This is a genomic window from Solibacillus sp. FSL R7-0682 (genome assembly GCF_038005985.1).
Classification (GTDB): Bacteria; Bacillota; Bacilli; order Bacillales_A; family Planococcaceae; genus Solibacillus.
Genome location: NZ_JBBOUI010000001.1, coordinates 1,441,898 through 1,462,857, shown reverse-complemented (window position 1 = coordinate 1,462,857; position 20,960 = coordinate 1,441,898). Strand labels below are relative to the sequence as shown.

The 20,960-nt window shown below is 34.1% G+C and carries 22 protein-coding genes and 1 pseudogene; 5 read left to right on the top strand and 18 right to left on the bottom strand.

Going from position 1 to position 20,960, the window contains the following annotated elements; translation table 11 throughout:
- Positions 1-29 precede the first annotated feature (29 nt).
- A protein-coding gene (locus MKZ17_RS07355; protein ID WP_340723839.1) for an IS3 family transposase occupies positions 30-1,603 on the bottom strand; the annotation gives its coding sequence in 2 pieces (ribosomal slippage) (positions 30-964 and positions 964-1,603; 1,575 coding nt in all).
- 158 nt (positions 1,604-1,761) lie between these two features.
- Between MKZ17_RS07355 and MKZ17_RS07350 the strand changes: the two genes are divergently transcribed.
- Positions 1,762-3,119 (top strand): IS3 family transposase gene (locus MKZ17_RS07350; RefSeq protein ID WP_340723100.1). Its coding sequence is split into 2 segments (ribosomal slippage): positions 1,762-2,215 and positions 2,215-3,119, totalling 1,359 coding nucleotides; the frame shifts between segments, so codons are not numbered across the junction.
- A 70-nt stretch (positions 3,120-3,189) separates the two neighbouring features.
- Here the strand turns inward: MKZ17_RS07350 and MKZ17_RS07345 are convergent.
- Complete coding sequence (locus MKZ17_RS07345) at positions 3,190-3,420, bottom strand: hypothetical protein (protein ID WP_340723099.1); 231 nt, start codon at positions 3,418-3,420, stop codon at positions 3,190-3,192.
- A 278-nt stretch (positions 3,421-3,698) separates the two neighbouring features.
- Here MKZ17_RS07345 and MKZ17_RS07340 point away from each other — a divergent pair, with 278 nt between their 5' ends.
- Positions 3,699-4,031: a cell division protein FtsK gene (locus MKZ17_RS07340; RefSeq protein ID WP_340723098.1), complete on the top strand. Its 333-nt coding sequence runs from the start codon at positions 3,699-3,701 to the stop codon at positions 4,029-4,031.
- A 70-nt stretch (positions 4,032-4,101) separates the two neighbouring features.
- Here the strand turns inward: MKZ17_RS07340 and MKZ17_RS07335 are convergent, their stop codons facing one another.
- From MKZ17_RS07335 to MKZ17_RS07325, 3 genes are all read right to left on the bottom strand, one after another.
- Complete coding sequence (locus MKZ17_RS07335) at positions 4,102-4,302, bottom strand: hypothetical protein (protein ID WP_340723097.1); 201 nt, start codon at positions 4,300-4,302, stop codon at positions 4,102-4,104.
- Positions 4,303-4,538: 236 nt separating this feature from the next.
- The gene (locus MKZ17_RS07330; RefSeq protein ID WP_340723096.1) at positions 4,539-5,075 is read right to left on the bottom strand and encodes a D-glycero-alpha-D-manno-heptose-1,7-bisphosphate 7-phosphatase; all 537 of its coding nucleotides are present in this window, start codon (positions 5,073-5,075) and stop codon (positions 4,539-4,541) included.
- A 168-nt stretch (positions 5,076-5,243) separates the two neighbouring features.
- Entirely contained in the window at positions 5,244-5,999 is a 756-nt protein-coding gene (locus tag MKZ17_RS07325) for an SDR family oxidoreductase (protein ID WP_340723095.1), read from the bottom strand.
- Between the two features lie 625 nt (positions 6,000-6,624).
- On the opposite strand from MKZ17_RS07325, the gene MKZ17_RS07320 reads away from it, so the two are divergent.
- A complete protein-coding gene (locus MKZ17_RS07320; protein WP_340723094.1) occupies positions 6,625-6,777 on the top strand; it encodes a YrzI family small protein in 153 nt (50 codons plus the stop codon).
- 424 nt (positions 6,778-7,201) lie between these two features.
- Positions 7,202-7,765, top strand: a pseudogene (gene lepB / locus MKZ17_RS07315) (signal peptidase I).
- 156 nt (positions 7,766-7,921) lie between these two features.
- Here the strand turns inward: lepB and MKZ17_RS07310 are convergent.
- From MKZ17_RS07310 to MKZ17_RS07285, 6 genes are all read right to left on the bottom strand, one after another.
- A complete protein-coding gene (locus MKZ17_RS07310) occupies positions 7,922-9,229 on the bottom strand; it encodes a sensor histidine kinase (RefSeq protein ID WP_340723093.1) in 1,308 nt (435 codons plus the stop codon).
- Between the two features lie 669 nt (positions 9,230-9,898).
- Positions 9,899-10,699 carry a serine hydrolase gene (locus MKZ17_RS07305; RefSeq protein ID WP_340723092.1) on the bottom strand — a complete coding sequence of 267 codons (801 nt, stop codon included), beginning with the start codon at positions 10,697-10,699 and terminating at the stop codon, positions 9,899-9,901.
- Between the two features lie 486 nt (positions 10,700-11,185).
- A complete protein-coding gene (locus MKZ17_RS07300; protein WP_340723091.1) occupies positions 11,186-12,385 on the bottom strand; it encodes an iron-containing alcohol dehydrogenase in 1,200 nt (399 codons plus the stop codon).
- 151 nt (positions 12,386-12,536) lie between these two features.
- Positions 12,537-13,322: a hypothetical protein gene (locus tag MKZ17_RS07295; protein WP_340723090.1), complete on the bottom strand. Its 786-nt coding sequence runs from the start codon at positions 13,320-13,322 to the stop codon at positions 12,537-12,539.
- Between the two features lie 165 nt (positions 13,323-13,487).
- Positions 13,488-13,709, bottom strand: a complete 222-nt coding sequence (locus MKZ17_RS07290) for a phosphate-starvation-inducible protein PsiE (protein ID WP_340723089.1) — start codon at positions 13,707-13,709, stop codon at positions 13,488-13,490.
- A gap of 141 nt (positions 13,710-13,850) precedes the next feature.
- Positions 13,851-14,471: a nitroreductase family protein gene (locus tag MKZ17_RS07285; protein ID WP_340723088.1), complete on the bottom strand. Its 621-nt coding sequence runs from the start codon at positions 14,469-14,471 to the stop codon at positions 13,851-13,853.
- 180 nt (positions 14,472-14,651) lie between these two features.
- Between MKZ17_RS07285 and MKZ17_RS07280 the strand changes: the two genes are divergently transcribed.
- Entirely contained in the window at positions 14,652-15,524 is an 873-nt protein-coding gene (locus MKZ17_RS07280) for a hypothetical protein (protein WP_340723087.1), read from the top strand.
- A gap of 56 nt (positions 15,525-15,580) precedes the next feature.
- Here MKZ17_RS07280 and MKZ17_RS07275 read toward each other — a convergent pair whose 3' ends face one another.
- From MKZ17_RS07275 to pstA, 7 genes are all read right to left on the bottom strand, one after another.
- Positions 15,581-16,144, bottom strand: coding sequence for an NUDIX hydrolase (locus MKZ17_RS07275; RefSeq protein WP_340723086.1), 564 nt, complete (start codon positions 16,142-16,144; stop codon positions 15,581-15,583).
- A 79-nt stretch (positions 16,145-16,223) separates the two neighbouring features.
- The gene (locus MKZ17_RS07270) at positions 16,224-16,652 is read right to left on the bottom strand and encodes a GatB/YqeY domain-containing protein (protein ID WP_340723085.1); all 429 of its coding nucleotides are present in this window, start codon (positions 16,650-16,652) and stop codon (positions 16,224-16,226) included.
- A 97-nt stretch (positions 16,653-16,749) separates the two neighbouring features.
- Positions 16,750-17,988 carry a hypothetical protein gene (locus MKZ17_RS07265; protein ID WP_340723084.1) on the bottom strand — a complete coding sequence of 413 codons (1,239 nt, stop codon included), beginning with the start codon at positions 17,986-17,988 and terminating at the stop codon, positions 16,750-16,752.
- Entirely contained in the window at positions 17,981-18,478 is a 498-nt protein-coding gene (locus tag MKZ17_RS07260; RefSeq protein ID WP_340723083.1) for a sigma-70 family RNA polymerase sigma factor, read from the bottom strand. The genes MKZ17_RS07265 and MKZ17_RS07260 overlap by 8 nt, the downstream gene beginning before the upstream one ends.
- Positions 18,479-18,581: 103 nt before the next feature.
- Entirely contained in the window at positions 18,582-19,235 is a 654-nt protein-coding gene (phoU, locus tag MKZ17_RS07255; protein WP_340725516.1) for a phosphate signaling complex protein PhoU, read from the bottom strand.
- Between the two features lie 21 nt (positions 19,236-19,256).
- On the bottom strand, positions 19,257-20,000 hold the full coding sequence (gene pstB, locus MKZ17_RS07250; RefSeq protein ID WP_340725515.1) for a phosphate ABC transporter ATP-binding protein PstB: 744 nt from the start codon (positions 19,998-20,000) through the stop codon (positions 19,257-19,259).
- A gap of 81 nt (positions 20,001-20,081) precedes the next feature.
- Positions 20,082-20,960, bottom strand: a complete 879-nt coding sequence (gene pstA / locus MKZ17_RS07245; RefSeq protein ID WP_340723082.1) for a phosphate ABC transporter permease PstA — start codon at positions 20,958-20,960, stop codon at positions 20,082-20,084.

Sequence of the window (20,960 nt, the reverse complement as noted above, 5' to 3'; positions counted from 1 at the left end):
AAGTAGACAGTCGAAATAATAAAAATTCATCAAGCGGCTTGAGACCTGAATTCCTTAGGACTTAAGCCGTTTAATGTTTCTTGATATCGTTCGTTGTTATAGAATTTTATGTACGTATCAATCGCATTTTTTAACTCTTCATACGTCTCAAATTTATGTAAATAATACTTCTCTACTTTTAGAGTTCCCCAAAACGCTTCTATCGGTCCATTATCAATACAGCGGCCGACTCTCGACATACTATGTGTCAGATTGGCTTTCTCCATGATTCGTTTAAATTCTTTTGATGTATATTGATATCCTCGATCACTATGTAGGATAGGAAATTCCTGTTTATTTAATTGGCGTATAGCTGGTTTAAGCGTCTTGAAAACTAAATCATTGTTATTTAATTGTCCAAATTTGTAACTCACAATAGATTTGTCATAAAGATCAATAATCGCACTTAAATAAGCCTTTTTACCGTTTCCATACTGGAATTCAGTTACGTCTGTACACCATTTTTGATTTGGCTTTTCGGCCGTGAATTCACGTGCTAATACGTTCTCAGCTGTGTAATCTGGTGTTACCTTACGGTACTTTTTGGGACGACGTCGAATAACTGCCTGCAATTCGGAAATCTGCATAAGACGATAAATACGTTTTTTATTTACTTTATTTAAGCCATTCTTTTTTCGTTGGCGATTGATTGTCATCGTGATTCTACGATAACCGTAAATACCATTTACTTGCTTATATAAATGTTCAATCGATTCGATTAACTGCTTGTTTTCTAGTTCATGTGATGTCGGTTGGCGGTTTAACCATTTATAATAAGCTGCTCGTGAAACATTCACTAATTTACAAAGTAATAGAATCGGAAATTTTTCTTTTTCTGCCAGTTCTTTAATAGCTAGATAATGACTTTGCGTACGAAGTTTACTTAACGAAGCCTCCTTTCGATTTCCTCTAACTTTTTTAAAAGTAAATTTTCAGCACGTAATCTTTCATTTTCACGTTCTATTTTTTTGATTTTTATACGTAATTTTTCTTCTGGTGTACGTTCATCTGCTGATTTCATTCGCCCACGGCGATCTTCAAGAGATGCTTCGCCACCATCTTCAAACTTACGCACCCACTGATATACTTGTTGATAAGTCACATCATATTGAACCGCTGTTGTTTTATAATCCTTTTCATTTGTTAAGCAAGCTTTCACGATTTCAATTCGTTCTTCAAAAGTAGTTTTTCTTCCTTTAGTCATAGTTTGGCTCATCCTTTGATTCGAGTCTTTTAATTCACTATGACTATTATATTTTTTTAACCAGCTATTGAATACTTTTCGACCACTGATTCCATATTTAATCATGATCTCATACTTTGAATAATTGCCTGTTAGGTAATCTTCAACGGCGTTTTTTTTCAATTCTTTAGGGTATCTTTTATTTTTAACGGGACGAAGTAATGCATCTGTGCCCCCGAATTGATATTTAGCGCGCCATTCATATAAGCGATTTGGATTCAAATTAAACATCTTGCAAATTTCTCTTGCAGAATAACGACCTTCCTCTAGGTATTTAAGAGCTGAAATCTTCGTCTCTAATGAAAATGTTTTATTAGACAAAAAAATGCCCTCCATTCGATAAACAGATTTTATTTTTTAATCTGTCTACCTAATGGGGAGCATATCATTTAATAACATTTGTCCCTTTTCACAGTGTAACCAAACTTGAACTGCACCCCATTTGTTAGACACATCTAACAAGGAGGTGCGTTTTTTCTATGGCTAAAATGAGTCCAGAAGATAAATTAGCAGCGGTTCAAAGATATATAAATGGAAAAGAAAGTTCAAGGAAAGTAGCGGCAGATATAGGGGTATCCCATCGTTACCTATTAACTTGGGTGAAACAATATGAACATAACGGTGTAGAGGCCTTTGTAAAACGATATACAAATTATACGAAGCAGTTTAAACTAGACGTACTTAACTACATGACTGAACACGGTACGTCCTTATACGAAACCGCTGCCATTTTTAAAATAGCGGCTGCTTCTACGATACGAAATTGGAAAAAACAATTCGAAGTACAAGGAAAGGATGCCCTTCAGCCAAAGAAAAAGGGGCGTCTATTCATGAAAAAAGAAACGGCTAAACAATCTAAGAAAATAGCAGTAGAAGGCTCTACTCAAGCACTCCAAGCTCGTATTAAACAGCTTGAAATGGAAAACGAATATCTAAAAAAGTTGAATGCCTTAGTTCAAGCCAAAGAAAAATCACCACGAAAGACAAAGTAAAAGTTATTTGTGAATTAAGGCATAAATATTCGGTGAAAGCACTTGTGGCATTCGCAGAAATTAAACGCAGTACGTATTACGATATAGTGAAGAAGATGAATCGACTAGATCCAAACGCTGATTTAAAGGTCGAAATCCAAGCGATTTACGATGAACATGAAGGTCGTTATGGTTATCGTCGTATTCGTGACGAGTTAGCGAATCGTGGGCGAAAAGTGAATCATAAGAAGGTTCAACGCATCATGAAAGAGCTAGGCTTAAAGTGCTTAGTACGTATGAAAAAATATAAATCATATAAAGGTAAAGTCGGTAAAATTGCGCCAAATATTTTAGATCGTAACTTTCTAGCAGAAGCACCAAATCAGAAATGGGTAACTGATATTACTGAATTTAAATTATTTGGAGAAAAGCTTTATTTATCGCCTGTTTTAGATTTATTTAATGGTGAAATTATTACGTATAAAATTGGATCAAGGCCAACCTTTTCCCTAGTTTCAGACATGTTAGAAAAGGCGTTAGAATGCTTACCAGAAGACCACCAGCTATTAATACATTCGGATCAAGGCTGGCATTATCAAATGAAACAATATCGCCACAGTCTTGAAACAAGAGGCATTGTGCAAAGTATGTCCCGTAAAGGTAACTGTTACGATAACTCCGTGATGGAGAATTTCTTTGGCATCATGAAATCTGAATTCCTCTATTTAAAGGAATTTGAAAATATCGAGCAATTCAAAAGAGAACTAGAAAAATATATCAACTACTACAATAAAAAACGGATTAAGCCAAAATTAAAAGGTATGAGCCCGGTACAATATCGAACTCATGCCCAAATGGTTGCCTGAAATTACCGTGTCTAACTTTTAGGGGTCACTTCAACTTCGATTTGGGAACGTTTATTGAATTTGTAATCAGTTATCCAAAGTAATTATCAAAACACCTAACAAAAAAATACATACTCCCTATCCCCCAAATAGTGACGCCACATATCCACCAAATTACAGCTTTAGCTTTTGATGAATTTCCCTCGTCTTCCGGATTTGCTTTTATAAAAGCGACCTTACTTTCCATACTTTTTTTCATAGAAGCGAGAACAACAAATCCGATTATTATGAAACCGATAGTTATCCAAAGTAATAGATCCACTTTTACTCCCCTTTTATATAATTGAATTTTGCAGCAATTTATTATAATAATTATATTCGACAAAGATAAAAACAACCCTTGTGTTAATTCAGATTCGTTTTAGTATATAAAATACCCTGTGAAAATAATAATCAATACGTATTAAAATGCTAAAAATTAACCTTCCCAAAGCGGGATTGGACGCTTTTATTTAAAATAAAAATCCCAAAATTTTGAAACTATTATATTTGTTATTTCGTACTATATTTAAAGAATATTATAAATTTTAAAGGAGAATTATGGATATCTTTAAAAAAATAATTGAGTTACTTAACAAAATGAAAAAATTTGATATTTGGGGAGACAAAGATGTGGAATTAACTGAGGAACAAATGAAGCATATTCGAATTCAAAATCCGTATGGTATGATAGCGGTTGTACTTAGTATATTGGCATTCCTTTTCCCGCAATACGGTCTATCCATAATTACTCTGATTTTTTGTATACTAACCTACTTTACATTTGATAAGGAAAAAGAAGATAACCCTTGGCCCTTTTATATTGGTATCTTAATTTCATTGATGAGATTAATGATGTTTTTTACAGGCGAAGTTCACAAAATTGTAGTTTGAATTTGGGATAATAGCTTATACACCTCATAATTAAATAATGTTCCCTAATGAAACTTAGGGAATATTCGAACTAGCAGCTACTACTTAGTTGCTTAGTGGGATAATAAATTGCTTCTTCTAAAGGTCTCCAATACCCTTTTGTTTCTGTATAAGAAATAACATGATCATAATTTCCGACAGTTAATATACCGATAGCATTTAACTGATTTCTTATGTCTTCTATAAATATTTCTGGTAATAAAACTTCTCCTTTCACTGTGGTGATATTCATAAAGCTCCTTCTTCCATTAAGTTACGTTTCATTTAAAATAATTACTTTTAAAATAAATGATATAACTTATATAAAATGATATTATATCTAATTTTAAAAGCTACCAAAACTTCATTTACTCCACAATCTTACCCTATAACGCAAAAAAAGAGACTTTCGTTATTCAAAAAGGTAGCTCCCCGATTGTTGAGTGTTGCAACTACTAAAATCCACAATAGATAATAATCCTTCGGGGGTTATTTCTTATTATTTTTAATATCACGAATAATCCATTGTGCTGCCTCTTTTAAATTTGGACACACTGCATCTGCTATTGGGTCACTCTCACCAATAAAAACTGTTTTTGTACCTGCTTTTTTACCTGCCTGAATATCCGTATCAGTATCTCCAACCATATATGATTTTTCAAGATCAATTTTGTATTTTTCTCCTAAATCTATGATCATTTTGCTATTTGGTTTTCTACATTTACATCCAGCCTTTGGTTTATGCGGACAATAGGCAACCTCATGAATCGTTGCTCCTTTTTTCTCCAGTTCAGCCACCATATAGTCATGAACTTTATGTAATTGCTTTTCCTTCATATAACCTAACCCAATTCCACCTTGATTCGTTACGACAAACACATAATCAATATACTCATTTAATCTTTTAATTGCTTCTTCTACCCCAGGTAAAAAATAAAATTGATTCGGTTTATTTACAAATTTCACTCGATCAGTTAGCACTTCATTTATTACTCCATCTCGATCTAAAAAAACTGCCCTTCTCAAGCCAATCACACCTTTAACTTTTATCATTACTTTTATTATGTTAAAAATTATTAGTTTTAAGCATGCATGTATCTTTTTTTCCATTGTCTCAATAAGTGCAAATAACCATACAAATAGAAGAATAATTATAATTCAGATATCTACTAGAGCCTCCGTTAGTTTAACAACCTAAGCTCTTAAAAAACCTCCTTCTGAGTTAATTATTTGTCCAGTAATCCATTGTGCCTCTTTACTGGCAAGGAACGATACTAACCTTGCTGCATCTTCAGGTAATCCAACTCTCCCTGACAAGAACTTACTTGTTAAATGAGTTTTTATCTCATCTGTCATCCAGCCTGTATCAGTAGGACCTGGATTTATTGCGTTTACAGTAATACCTAATGGTGCCAATTCTGCCGATAAAGAAAGTGTGAAAGCTGATATAGCTCCCTTTGTTGCGACATAAGCTAATTCACCCGTCATCGGTCCAAGTGCTTGTCCTGATGTCATATTGATAATTCTGCCCATCAATTTATTTTGTAGCTTTAAGCGACGAGCAAATTCAACACTCAGAAGAAAAGTTGCTCTCATATTTACTGCATAATGATCATCAAGTGTTTTTGAATCTAACTTCAAATATCCATCTCTGGTGGAGTGTGCTGCATTATTAACTAATATTGTTGGTAAGCCCAATTGGTTAGTAACCGTATCAAGTAGTTTAAATGGGGAGTTTGGTTCGGACAAGTCTATTTGTAAGTTCCCACATCTGACTCCGTTTTCTCGTATAATTTCATCTTGGAAATTTACTGCCCAATCATCATTTGAACCCCAATGTGTAAAAAATATATCTGCTCCTTCTTTTGCTAAGTTACGACAAATAGCTGTTCCAATTCCTTGATTATGGCTTGCACCAGTCACTATTGCTATAGACCCATCTAATTTCATAATCTCTCTCCCCTCATTTAACAAAACTTTAACTATTATTTCTCGTTTCGTTATAAACAAACAAGAATCTTCATTCTCCCAAGTATCTAAATATCTTTTTATCCAAATAGAGATGGAGCAGCGAGTATTAAAGTATACTTCTCTTTCTTCATCACCATTCCCTTGTACAATAAAGGAATTTGTTCGAAAAAAATATCATCACGATAGCTTCTCAAAAATTCTTTTAAGAACCCAAATTCCTCCTTTTAGAACTAAGCTGCTGCGTTAATTACTCACATGGGAAAGTAACAAAGCGTTCTTCTAACTATTCATATTTTAAAAAAACTCACAAAAAACATTTACAAATAATAACAAGTCAGGTATACTTACACAGTAATCAAAAAATTCTTAAGGAGGTCGAATAAAATGATCGTAATCAATAAATTAATGTCACTTGTAGTTACAACTTCAACAGTCACACATTCGACCAAATTGGAATGGATCGCTTAACTTTTTTTATAATTAAGTATACCCATACCGCAGGGAGAAGTGTGCCCTACGGTATTTTTGTGTCTTTTTTTACCGTAGGGAGAGTCTCTCTACGGTTTTTTTCATTTTTCAGGGGAATTTAAGGAGGTGATAATCCATGATATTAAATATTTTTTCTCTTACGATAGCTATTACAAAACGTGAGCGTGAGATCTCTATTGAGAAAGCACCTCATGATGAAAATGCGAAAAAAATCTTTGAAGAGAACCAAAGAAAAGTAGAAAATTTTGTTCGTCTTCGTCAATATTAATTTTGTTAATTCAAAAATATGAAAGGTGGGAATTGAAATGATTTATATGATTAAAAGACGTTATGCAGTTTTATGGGTGGAGAAAGATTCCACTTAGCTAACAGATGAAGTAATCTAAAGTAGTTAATTTAAAAAATCTCCGTAAAGCGAAGGGGTTGTGTGAAAAGTAAGTACTTTTCACACAACCCCACATCAAGTTTTTAATTAACTGCGTTTGTCATGGTAGTAGGAGTATAGGAACGAATGCTAAAAACTTAACATCCTGTGACAACGCTTTCGTGACCATCATCGTGTCTGCCTCCACCATCCTTGGCACAATGAACATCGCTTTGGGAAGGTTTTATATTTTTACTCCGAGTAGAATAGTACAAGCAGAAAGAATGGTTTATAATTGAATTAATGTTAATTCGAGGAGTGGTTTATTTTGCATAAATCAACGATAAAGGAATTATTAGACTGGGTTAAGTCTACAGTGATAACTTGTGTTTTTGTTATCGCTACGATGACATTTATTGTTTCCCCAACTAGAGTAGGTGGTGCTTCAATGATGCCAACATATGAAGATGGAGACTTCGTTTTAGTAAATAAAATTGGTAAGAAAATTTCTGGTATTGAAAGATTTGATGTTATCGTATTCAAAACCCCTAATGATGAGCTTTATATTAAACGTGTCATAGGATTACCAGGAGACAATATTGCTTATAAAAATGACACCCTTTATATAAACGATGAAGCCTTGGAAGAACCATATTTAGATTTGCATAAAAAACAGCTACTAGAAACTGGTACACTAACACAAGATTTCACTTTACAGTCTTTAACAGATAATTCAACGATACCATAAGGCTACTTATTTGTATTAGGTGATAACAGGAGAAATAGTATTGATAGTAGATATTCTAGTGTGGGATTAGTACCAATGGAAAAGGTATTTGGAAAAACCTCTATTAGATTTTATCCACTTGATAGTATCGGTATTGTTAAATAACCGCATTTTTCAGAGCCGATAAGTTAGATGGTTAGTGTTACAAGGATTAATAAAACATACAAAACAAAATCAAATAACTTTCTCAAATAAAAACTTTCTTTCCACTAAAAAAGGTTATGGCACGTCATTTGAATTTGTACCATAACCTTTTACTATTTACTTAGTAGGGATTTTCACAATCACTATTGTCTCTTTTTCGTTTATTGTATCAAGTGTAATCGTTCCATTGTATTTATTAATTGTTTCTTTAACAATAAACAAACCTTGTCCTCTAACTCTTCCTTTCTCTACTTTTTTCGTTGAGTAGCCTTGTTTAAAAATTTGATTTTTGTCAGGTAGCTTTCGCCCAGCGTTCGTAATCGAGAACGTATAATATAACTCGTCTGCTTTACAGCTAACTGTAATTTTACGTTGCTCCTCTGGCAACTCCATTGTCGCTTCTATCGCATTATCAATAATGTTAGATAATATATTGATTAAATCAATCGTTTTTATGTTATCAAATGGATTATCATCAACGGTTATCTGTATATCAATTTGTTGATTTTGACATGTTAATTTTTTTGTTTGCAATAATATCGCTAATCCCGGGTGATCAAAATTTAATTTAATGGTTTCAATTGCCTGTATGTCTTTAGACAAAGAATCGACATACTTTGTCGCTTGATCTACCTCACCTATATGCAGAAATCCATGTAAAACTTGGATATGATTAATATAATCGTGCCTTAATGATGAGACAGAAGCCATTAACGTTTTAATTTCCTTTTGATAAGTATACTCAGTAGTTCCAACTTCTTTTTGATACCACTTTTGTAAAAGGAAGAAAGAAATAATAACAATAATAACAAAAAGTCCACTGAGTACTAATAAAACAATATTACTATTAATAACTGTTTCTTTAATCCCGTCAAGTGTATCCGTACTAATATCAATGCTAAGGTAGCTAATGATTTCCCCTTTTCCATTCATAATAGGCGTCCCAACAGTTATATAATGATGACCATATTTCGTATCTTCTAGTATCTCTGTTACAAATTGCTTTCCTTCCTCATACGCTAATTTCACTTGGGCTTTGGGTACAGTACAAGCTTCACCTATTAGAAAATCATTTGGATTATCCTTGTTTTCAGGATAACCTACAATTAAAACTTCCGATGTAGTAGGATTGTCTATTTCCAAAGTATAGACGTATAATACACCTAGTTTTTCACGGGCATCATTCAAATAATGTCGTATTGTCCAATAATCTTCATCACGATTTTGTTTTTTTAAAAATCGCTCATACGTTTCCAGATCAATTGCCTTTGCAATGGATTTGGCAGCTTCAAGATTTTGGTTAGCAATCGCCTCTTCCACTGTATCTTCAATCTTTATATAGGAAGTATACATACTTATTCCAATAAAGAATATGACTAATACTATAGATAACACTATTATTAGTTTTAATTTAAAACGTTTCATATCAAAACAATACTTCCTTACTATTAAATACATATTTTGCTAAATTATTTCCCCAAAAATGAAATAGCCCATCCCACCGACTGATGAAATAAGGGCTATTTCATTTAATTTCTTTATTCTTTGTACCAATTAAAAACACTTTAATACTATTAAGTCCTTACCTTTAAATTAGTAATCTGTTATAAACTCTATATTTATTAATATTAATTCGATCTTTAAGGAACAAAAATCAGTATAAATGTTCTAAATCCTTTTGTCCAAAAAAAACTTCAATATTACCAATTAATAGAAGAATTTATTTTTTCCGCAAAGTTAATCCAATTTTTTTAGAATACTGCTAATTAATCTATATAATTGACAATAGATAAAGTCAAGGAAAAACCCCCTGGCTTTCACTTTTTTATATTCTCAAACATATGGTTGGTAACCTTTCATAAATAAAAATTTACAACAATAGCACCCAATTATATTTAAAATTTTTCAGCTAAAACCATTGTAATTGAAGTATAGGAACGATAAAAAGCTTTATGAATTAATATTTAAAGGAAAATCCAAGAAACGTTGGTTTAACAGCATTTCTTGGATTTCAGTTTCTTTCCAAACTGGCATTTGGGATTGTTATTTTGTTTAGACCTGTATAAAGTTATTTTTTAAAGTATTAGTTGTACATTATAACATTGAAATAGATATACTTTTATTTTCCTGATCCTCTTCTTGATTACAATATTCATCATAAATTAGTTTCATGGCATCAATAAGTATTTCATCTGCTAATTTCTCTTTAAATCGACTTGGTAATTCCTTTGCCCCCAAAACAAATAATAATGGATTTTTGGAGAACTCACCGAGCATCCCAATATCGACTACAACATTATCTAATCCACCAGTCATATGATTTAAAAAATGGCTCGGTATGCCATCTATATCACTTCGTTGCCTAACTAAACCATTTATAACTGAGATCCATAGTTCAGGATTAATTTTGTACCCTTGATAGATTAATTGTAAAAGTTCTAACAGCTCATTCAATTCACCCTTATTATCTAAATCTCTGGGGTTCTGAGTAATATTTATGTTTGTAAAATAGGATTTTAATTTTTGGTTAAACAAATCCCATCCTCCACAAAATTGAACAATCCTGTCCGCTACAAAGCTATCGTGACAGGCTACCATTACTTCCACTGCATCTCGAAGTTCCAAGTTTTCTCTATTTTGAAATTGAGGATAAATTACTTTACTATCCTCTTTTGGATTTAAAGTTATATCTTCAACAATGTCAGTCCATTTATAGTGTCTTTCATCGATCAATTTTGCGACACAAAAGGCAATTGCAACTTTTGCTGCAGAAGCAAGAGGTACTAATAAACCTGTATTTAATGATAAAACTATTTCTTGTTTTACTTGAGAAAAAATAATAATTCCAACTTCGCCAGACTCTATTTCCTTTAATTTTTCAAGAACTTTTTCCAATTTTCAACCCCACTTCACCATATTCTTTATTTCATTATTCTCTATGTATAATATTTTACAATTCTGCAGTATACAAACCTTACCTTTGCTATATATTATAATATAATTTACCATTTTTCTTTGAAATTTTTTATAGAAATAGGTAAGATTTGTCTGCCACTTCAACTCCACAGCAATAGCCATTTTATTTAATTAATTTTTTTCACAAGGGAAAATCCTTCTCCACTAAACTACTGCGATAGTTAAATAACCAGCCTTCCCAGAGCATCAATTGGGTGATTGTACAATTCCACTTCAAGAAATGTGCTCGATTGTGACCCATATTCAATAATGTTATAGGTGCTGTTGAGGTAGCTTAGATGACGGGCTTTACTCTGCTAGGTATTTAAATAATTCGCTCTGTTAAATTTCCATGTTGAAAATCATTATAAAAAATAGAACTTCTTTAATTAATCGGAAGTTCTATTTTTTATTTGCATACTACTATTAAGCTTGAATTATTTGATAAAGGTAAAACATCTCATCTTCTTTCACAATTTTCGGTACAGGATATAATGGGTTCGCTTCTTGTAATGCGCGATCTACCATTAAGGGTACATCACGGTTGACAATCCCCTCCACCTTTGTCGGAATCGCCATATGTTCATTCATTTTTTCAATTGCTTCAATAAATAATTGTGCTTTTTTTTCATCACTATCGCTAAAATTTCCGATTCCTACTAAATTAGCTAGCTCTGCTAATGGCTTGGCTGCATGATCCCCATAAAAACGTAGAACATGCGGTAAAATGATAGCATTCGCATAACCGTGCGGCACTTGGTAAAAGCCACCTAAAGTATGTGCTATCGCATGGACATAGCCGACATATGCTCGTGTAAAGGCTAAGCCTGCTAAGTATGAAGCACGTTGCATTTGCTTTCGAGCCTCGACATCTTGCCCATCGTCATATGCACGCTGTAAATATTTAAAAATTAACTTTACTGCTTCACGAGAATATTTGCGTGTTTCTTCAGTATTACTTCTTCCGATATATGCTTCTACTGCATGTGTTAAAGCATCCATCCCCGTTGTCGATGTAATATGCTTTGGTAAATTTACGGTTAATAGTGGATCTAACACTGCGTAATGTGGGATTAAAACCGGGTCACTAATTGCAAATTTTTCATGCGTATTACTATTTGTAACGACGGCTGCAACTGTTCCTTCACTTCCAGTACCCGCTGTTGTCGGTACTGCAAATAATGTAGGAATTTCTTTTCGGACTTTAAACAATCCTTTTAGCTGAGGAATCTCTTTCTCAGGACGCGCAACTCTTGCTGCTACTACCTTTGCACAATCCATAGGAGAACCACCACCAAAGGCAATAATAGCTTCACAATGATTTGTATAATAAAGTTGAAGTGCCTCTTCGATATTTGTAAACGTCGGATTAGGAATGGTCTTATCGTATATGACATAATTGATTTCCAGTGCCTGTAACTCGGCTAATAATGGATCCATCAAATTCAATTTGGCGATTCCTTCATCCGTCACGATTAATAGTTGTTTATAATGTAAACTTTTAATCAATTCTGGAAGCCTTAATAAACTATTTTCACCTTCTAGAAGCTGTGGTTTTCGCCAATTCATAAATTTCATACCTAATTTTAATGATTCTTGAAAAGTGCGACAATACGCTGTATACATCATAACACTCCGTTTCTGCAAAATAAGTAATCTATCTATATAGTAGAATAATTCGACATTATGCATGGTTTCCCTTTTTAAATACAAAAAAACGAACCCGCAAAGGATTCGTTAATGACAATTATAAACATACATTTCCATTTTTCCCCAATCATTCATTTGCAAAAAATACTTTATCGGCAAACGTAATCGGCTGTACTTCAAAGTCAATTTCACTCATCGCAATTACTGAAACATCAATATTGAGTGCTCTTAACGTATGTGTGACATCCTGTTGAATTAAATCATTAAAATCTGTAAATTGATTGTCAGTTATAATCATTAAATCCCGTTGATTGTTAATGGGATCGTTCTTAAATAGTTGGAGCGCTTTAGTCAATACAGGGACAATTGCCGCTTCTCCACCATGCTCCCCATTTAAAAAGGAATCAAATGTAGGAGTGTCCATTATGCCATTTTTAAAGTGTAATGGTGCTTTCGTTTCCTTACCAAATGGTAAAATGATTATATCGCGTCTTTGAAGTGCACATAAATTAAACAACGGTAAAATGATGCCTTTACAAAACGTATCAAACTCCTCCATCGTATTCGATTGTTGGAGAGCAATAATCATTGGCGAATAAATATGATCAAGTTCGTCAAATGGTACATAATAAACATTACCATTAACAACCATCCGTTCTTTTAAAACTTCCTTTTGTTCTTGTTGAGACAATAAAAAATCTCTATCTTGGATTTTTGGCATCGTTGCTTCAACTTCTGTAATCGTTTCTTCTAATGCGATCGATATTTCGATTATTTCTTTAAAAACATCATCCGTTTGAAAACGGAGTAAAAATTGCTGCTGTTCTTCTTCAGATAGTCCTTGAAATGAAGCTTTGCTATATAAAAAATGAAGAATTTCATCGTTTAAAAGTGTCCTGCTATCATTTGTCATGTGAAAACCCTCCATCAAAATATAAATGAATATCGTTAGTATAGCGAAAATCGTCTTGAAAAAGTAGTAATTCAAACTGTAGCGGGAAGAAATTTAAAAGGAAATGTCCCCATAAAAAAACGACACCCGAAAGCTCGGATGCCGTACCATACATATTGTATGTAATTACAGTTTTTCAGTTAAACCGTGTAAAGTATCTTTTAACTCACGGTCATGGCCAGATAGCTCGATTAAGTTTTCTAAACGTTCATGTAGGATTGGGCGCTCAATAACTAATTGCTCATCTAATACTTGAACAAATAATTCGATTAACATACGGTTTTGGATTAATAATGCTTCTTCTACACGCTCAGGAGCGATTGTATATTCTTTCTTCTTTTTCGCCATTTAAAAACAGCCTCCCTTTTGTTGATACATCGTTATTTTAGCACAGGCATGTTCAATTTTGTGAAATTATTTCACATTCTCACGTACAATCCATTATTTTTTTTATTTATTCTCTTGATTTTAGGAAGCATTTATACTTCATTATTTCATATAAGTTACAAATTCTTCTACTGGTTTACGATATCCTCTTAAATTTCGACTACTTTCTTTTTCTTTGCCAATTGTAATCATTAAGACAATCTCATCGGAACTAGGTATATCTAATATGTTACGAATTTTTTCAGGATCAAAGCCATTCATTGGGCACGTATCTAGGCCACGGTTTTTAGCAGCAAGCATAAACATCATTGCTGACAACGAGCCATTTCGAATCGCATCTTCCTTCATAAAATCTTCCCCGCGCTGCTCATAAAAATTTGTATTTTCTTGGACCATTTGCTCCAATTGCGAATCCGTCATAATTCCCAAATTTAGCATCCCTTGATTTAAACAAGCTGTATCTTTATAGGCATAACGGTTAGCCGTAACAATAATAACTCCCGCAGCTGTATGTACTTTGTATTGTCCAAAGGCGGCTTCTCGAATCTGCTCCTTTTTTTCTTCATCGAGCACTACATAATAGTTTGTATGTTGTAAATTAAATGTTGAAGGAGCTAGTTTTACATCGTCGAACACAGGTTTTAAATCGGCTTCCGTAATTACGACACCTTCAAGAAAATTATTTGCTGAACGTCTTTTTTCGATTAATTTTACAAATTCCACGATTATTCCTCCATACTTATTAATCTCGAATTCAAATATATTGAATTAAAGATAATTTTACCATAATTAATTTTTGATTTCAATTCAACGTGTGAAAGTATATGTTATAATAAATAATACCTATTTAATATAATTAAAAATAAATCTAAAAGGTTCATTTTGTAGAAAGGTTGATAGGATTTGTCCCCAGATATTATGCAAGAGGAATATGAAATTAGACTAGTCCAATATTTACTAGCCAATCGTTTTTTACGTCAATCTAACGGAAAGTTAGTTACATCACGTACAATTGCAGATGATACAATTGGCTTCGAAACAGAGGATAGTTTGTGTCGGGAATGGTTGTTATCTATATATGAAAGTTATTCATTTTATGAAGGCTTCGATACAATGGAGGACTGCATTCATTTTATAGAATCAAGTTACTACGACAATCATTTATATCGAATTGTACAATTTTCAACTATGTTCTACGCTATTATTTATGAAAACACACAATATCAACAAGTTATAGGGAAAGAAATCGCTTACTTTACACGTAATAATTTATTTTTATGTACAAAACGTCCACCATCTAATTTAACATTTAAAGAGCGTATTAAAATGCCCCCAATTCCACTAATTTATTATGAATTACATGCATTTGATCCCCATATGAAAGTTTTTAAATTGGATTCAGACACTTCTGATTCGTTTCAGGAAGTGCCAATACTTGATGCGATCGAGTATGCTGTCCTATTAGGTGTAACGTTTAAGGATATTTGGTATAGCTGTGATACGCCCCACGCAATTGCTCATAATCGCGCTATTCTAAATTTATATTTTAATCCAGGTCATAACCTTACATTATTCGGAAAATATTCAAAGGCACTTGCGATCAACCCTTTTCAACGCCTTGTCACTTTAGCAAAAGGGCGTGTTGCCCAATTTCAAATGGATGCAGACGATTTACGGGCTCAACCGCGTCTTTTACCTTACCGAGATGTCCGCCGTTACCATGAAAACATTCGAACACGCCCTGAAAACATTGAATTAGAGAGTGTAAGCGATTAATTCATCTCCTAATACATAAAAGCAACCTTCTAATATTCAGAAGATTGCTTTTTACTTTATATTTGTAATTGCTTTACTTTACCAATTATTTTTTCATATAGCGGTATCATATGGAGCTCTGAACACTTCTCCGCTATTTCTGTTATAGCAATCCAACTTACTGCACTGTTTTCATCCGCCTTTACTTGGAGCTGGGCATCATCTTGTACTTCAAATAAATAAGTTGCATTAAAGTGTAAATGTGGAGCGACATATTTACCGTTTTTCTTATGTCCGATTACTGGCAAAATATCAAGAGAAATCATCTCTTCTTGAATTGCCTTTACTTCTGTTAAGCCTGCTTCTTCCATTAGCTCTTTTTTCGCCACTTTAAATAAATCTGGCTCCCCGTCCGCATGTCCACCTGTCCAACTCCATGAATTGTAAATATTATGGTACACCATTAATACATGTGTACGACTTGGATTTAATACGATTGCTGAAGCTGTAAAGTGTAATATTTCATTATTGCGCGTTAACACATCAGATAATGTGCCCATAGCACGCAAAATCAAATCACGATCTTTTGTTTCTTGCTCGTTTGTAGGATTATACAATTCAATTTGATCATGTAAATTCATAATTATCCTCCTATGTAGCATTTGTCATCGGATAAAAACAAACCTTACATGCATCATGCAAGGATTGTCTTTATCAGCATTAAGAAATTAAAGATTTAACTGCTTTTGAAATTGCTGCACCGTCTGCTTTACCATCAAGTAGAGGCTTCGCAATTTTCATTGCTTCCCCCATATTCATTCCAGAAGTAATCCCTGCTGCTCGAAGCTCTGCAATAATTTCTTCTTCGGATAATTGCTTTGGAAGGAAGCTTTTTAAAATCGTTAATTTTGCTTCTTCTTTTTCAATTAAATCGTCACGTCCAGCCGTTTTTGCGCCATCTAGTGATTGATTAGTTTGCTTAATTTCACGGTTAATTATCGCAATTTCTTCCTGTGGTGTTAGCTCTGCACCCTTTTCTTTTTCTGCAGAATCAAGTGCTGATTTGACAAGTGTTAAAACACCTTTTGCTAATGTGTCTTTATTTTTCATTGCTTGCTTTAATTGATCAAATACAATTGTTTTTAACATTTTGTTTACTCCTTTGCTATTGGCATAAGTTAGGCGTTAACTTACACACTTATTACTACTCATTCACATTGTAGCACGTTCGTAAACTAGGAAGAAGTTACTTTGTTTTATTTTTATCCAAAATTTGTTCTAATTCACTCGTTTTTACTTGTGTCAGTTGTGTAAAGTTGTCTTCACCAAAGGGCATGATATAAAATCTTCGTTGCGATGTTTTCCAAATTTTATAGGAAGTTATTTTCGTATGCACAATGTAATAAGGTAAATCGCTATATATTCTAATCAATGAATTTGCTTCCCATTTCGCTGATTTTAACAGTTCTTCTAATCGCAAGCTATCTTCTATATTTAATGTTACCTCTTCTATATTGTTTCCATCTGATTGTCGTTGTAAAACTTCAATACTATCAGGCAATGCTAGCATAACGATTTCCCCGTTACTTTCCTCTGTATTCCAGCCTGACGCATTTAACTTCACATAGTCTCCAACTTGTAAGGAAACACTTTCATCATTAATAATCCACGCATTTAATGAGCCGTTATTTGTACTGCTTGTCGTCTGAAATTGCTCGAGTGGTATTTCATCAAGCTCTTGCGCAACTTTATTTTGCATAAAGTAAAACACATTGTCATTTACGGCCGCAACAACACCTGTTTTTGGTAATGATGTAAATGATGAAGAAGGTAAAGTCTTAATTTGTTGCTGCTCCTTAAAATACGCTAGTTGTTTCTCGTATTGCTCCTCCATATATACTATAGCTTTCCGGTTACTATAAAATTGTGCGATCGAATCGGTCATAACTGGAAACGTTTCATACCATTTGTTTTTTAATAGATTTTGATAAATTGCTTTTTCCTGTAGAATTGGTAGCACATTATTCTTATATTCCTTTTTTGAAAGCGACTCAAATGGAAATACTTCATAACTGTCCTCTATAAATTGTAATGATTCTTTTAAATCAGCATAATCTTCATCTGTCGCTTTTAACCCAATACTTTTCGCATATTCAATTATTCCTAACGTCTGTAGCATCTCCATGTAGGCATCGTAACGATATTGTTCATCTGTTCCGTCGTTCCAACTAAGTTTTTGAAATTCCATATAATAGGAGTAAAGTGATTCATTAATTGAGTTTTGTGCACTCAATTGATCAAATCCTTTAGGCACCGCCCAAAATGCAATGCCGATTGTTAAAATGATTATTACGATTGTAGGAACAATTAATAATGGCATTTTTCTTTTACGCTTTTTATTATAAAGTACAGCATTTTTTACAGCTCGTTCACTTTCCGACATATCTCCAGCCACATCGTGTAACGCCTTTTTTAGTTCATTCATGAGATAGCACCTCCCATTCGCCTTCTAACACTGGTCTTAGCTGGTCGCGTCCTCGCTTCAATCTTGTTTTTACGGTGTTTTCTGGGAGCTGTAAAATGCTAGCTACTTGCCCTACTGACATTTCTTCATAATAATACAGCAGTATTGGTTCACGGTATTTTAGTGGTAACTTTAAAATGGCCGCACCAATTTGTGAACGTTCCTCCAGCTGTACTAAATGATCTCGATCCGATGTTTTCATCCACCATTTCGATTCAAGCTGTATTTTTTTATACGCCCAGCTTTTCAAGTAATCTTTACTACGGTTGACTGTCATTGTTGTTAAATAAGCTCTTAATTGACCTCGCTCTTCGTAATCTGAGCTTGCAAACTTAATAAATACTTCCTGTACAATATCTTCAGCAGCATGGCGGTTTTTCGTATAAAAGTATGCAAGACGCAATAAATGCCCACTAAACTCATGCATGATGCTCTCAAGTTGTTCCTGCAAGTACGTCCAGCCTCCTTTCTTACACTGTAAACGACTCTCAATGTAAAAGCGTTTCAAAAAAACAAAAAAAGTATAAGGGGGTGCTCCCCTTATACTCATTGTACTAGTTATTTAATTCATAATGCTTCCCTTTTACTAAATAAAACAAGTGCTCTGCAATATTGGTTGCATGGTCTGCTGCTCGTTCAATATGCCGACAGATGAATGATAGATTTGTTACTTGTGCGACATGCTCATTAGACACATTGAGCTTCATTAAATTTCCTATTGTATTGCCATATAAAGCATCTACTTCATCATCAAGCTGGGCAATTTCCTTTGCCTTAACCGTATTTTCTTCCATATATGCTTCCACAATTTGTCGAAGCATTGATGCTGTTTTATGAAACATCTCCTCGATTGGTTCAATACTCGTGACAAAGGGCTCTTTCCCTATACGAATCGTCTCTTTTGCAATATTCACTGCATAATCACCGATTCGTTCCATATCTGCTGCCGTTTTAATCACAACAATTAGTCGGCGTAAATCGGTTGCTACCGGCTGTTGCTTTGCAATTAATAAGATTACGCGATCATTTATCATTTCCTCTAAACGATTGATCATTAAATCTGTATCGATGACATGTAACGCGATATCTATATCTTTCTTCAAAAAGGCATTGAAGGCCAACTCCAGTGAATCAATACTTTTATCACAGAGCTCCATTAAATCTTGTTGTAAAGAAACTAAATCATGTTCAAATCGTTCTCGCATCATGTTCATATTGCCCCTCTTCTTTTATCCAAATCGACCTGAAATATAATCTTCTGTACGCTGATCGCTCGGCGTAGAAAAAATAGTATCGGTATTATCATATTCTATAACTTCACCATTTAAGAAGAAGGCTGTTTTATCAGAAATACGTGCCGCTTGTTGCATGTTATGTGTCACAATGACAATCGAGTATTGCTGTTTTATTTGTTGGACTAATTCTTCTACCTTTAACGTAGATATTGGATCTAAGGCACTTGTTGGCTCATCCATTAAAATGACATCTGGCTCGATTGCTAAGCAACGGGCGATACAAATACGTTGCTGCTGACCACCCGATAATCCGTAAGCATTTTGATTGAGGCGGTCCTTTACTTCATCCCAAATTGCCGCGCCACGGAGCGATTTTTCAACGATTTCATCTAAGATTTTTTTGTTTTTAATACCGTGAATACGTGGACCATATGCAATATTATCATAAATCGATTTTGGGAATGGGTTTGGCTTTTGGAAGACCATCCCTACCTTTGTTCGTAGCTCCTCCACTTCGTAACCAGCATCAAAAATATTCCGACCTCGGTAGTTAATTTCCCCTGTCGTTTTGACGATTGGTACAAGTTCGACCATACGATTCAGCGCTTTAATATACGTGGACTTTCCACAGCCAGATGGACCAATAATAGCTGTTACTTCATTTTCCTTCATATCTAAGTTAATATCCTTTAAGGCATGGTGCTCCCCATACCATAAGTTAAATCCTTTTGAAGCCATTACTGTTGGGTTACTATTTGATGAATGGTCAAGTGTTTTTTTACCTTGCGTTTCTTTAATTTGAATCAATGAATCCCACTCCTAATATCGTTTTTGGAATTTGTTTCGAATATAAATCGCTACTGAGTTCATCGAGATGAGCACAAGCATGAGTACGATAATGCCTGCTGAAGCGACATATTGGAACTCTTCTTGTGGACGTTTCGCCCAGTCAAAAATTTGCATTGGTAAAGCCGTAAATGTATCTAGATAGCCTGTTGGTAAAAATTGTAGAATGACTGGTATACCAATGACAACTAGTGGTGCTGTTTCTCCAATAGCACGCGATAGCGCTAAAATACTGCCTGTTAAAACACCTGGAATTGCTGCTGGGAGCACGACACGGACAATTGTTTGCCATTTCGTTGCACCCATACCATAAGAGGCTTCCCGCTGCTCATTTGGGACAGCACGAATGGCCTCCTGCGAAGCAACGATAATTACTGGTAAGATTAATAGGCTCATTGTAAAGCCAGCTGCTAAAATACTTTTATCTAACCCTAATAAACGAACGAAAATGGTTAATCCTAGTAAACCAAACACAATCGAAGGAACACCTGCTAAGTTTGCAATATTCATACGAATGAAGTCATTTAGCCTATTTTTCTTTGCATATTCTTCTAAATAGATGGCTGTGCTGACACCTAATATAATTGAAACAGGTGCGACAACAGACATTAACCAAAGCGATCCGATTAACGCTGCTTTAATCCCTGCATTAGCTGGAATGCGCGATGCAAAGCTTGTTAGAAAGCCCCAATCTAAATATCCTAAGCCTTGTGATAATATCCGATAAAGTAGCATTCCTAGTGAAATTAGAGCAAAGCTAGTTGCAACAATGAAAACTATTTTCCAAACTTTATTTGAAACGAGGCGCTTGTTCATTCGTTTCATCACTTGGTCGTGTTGTAAGTAGCGCAT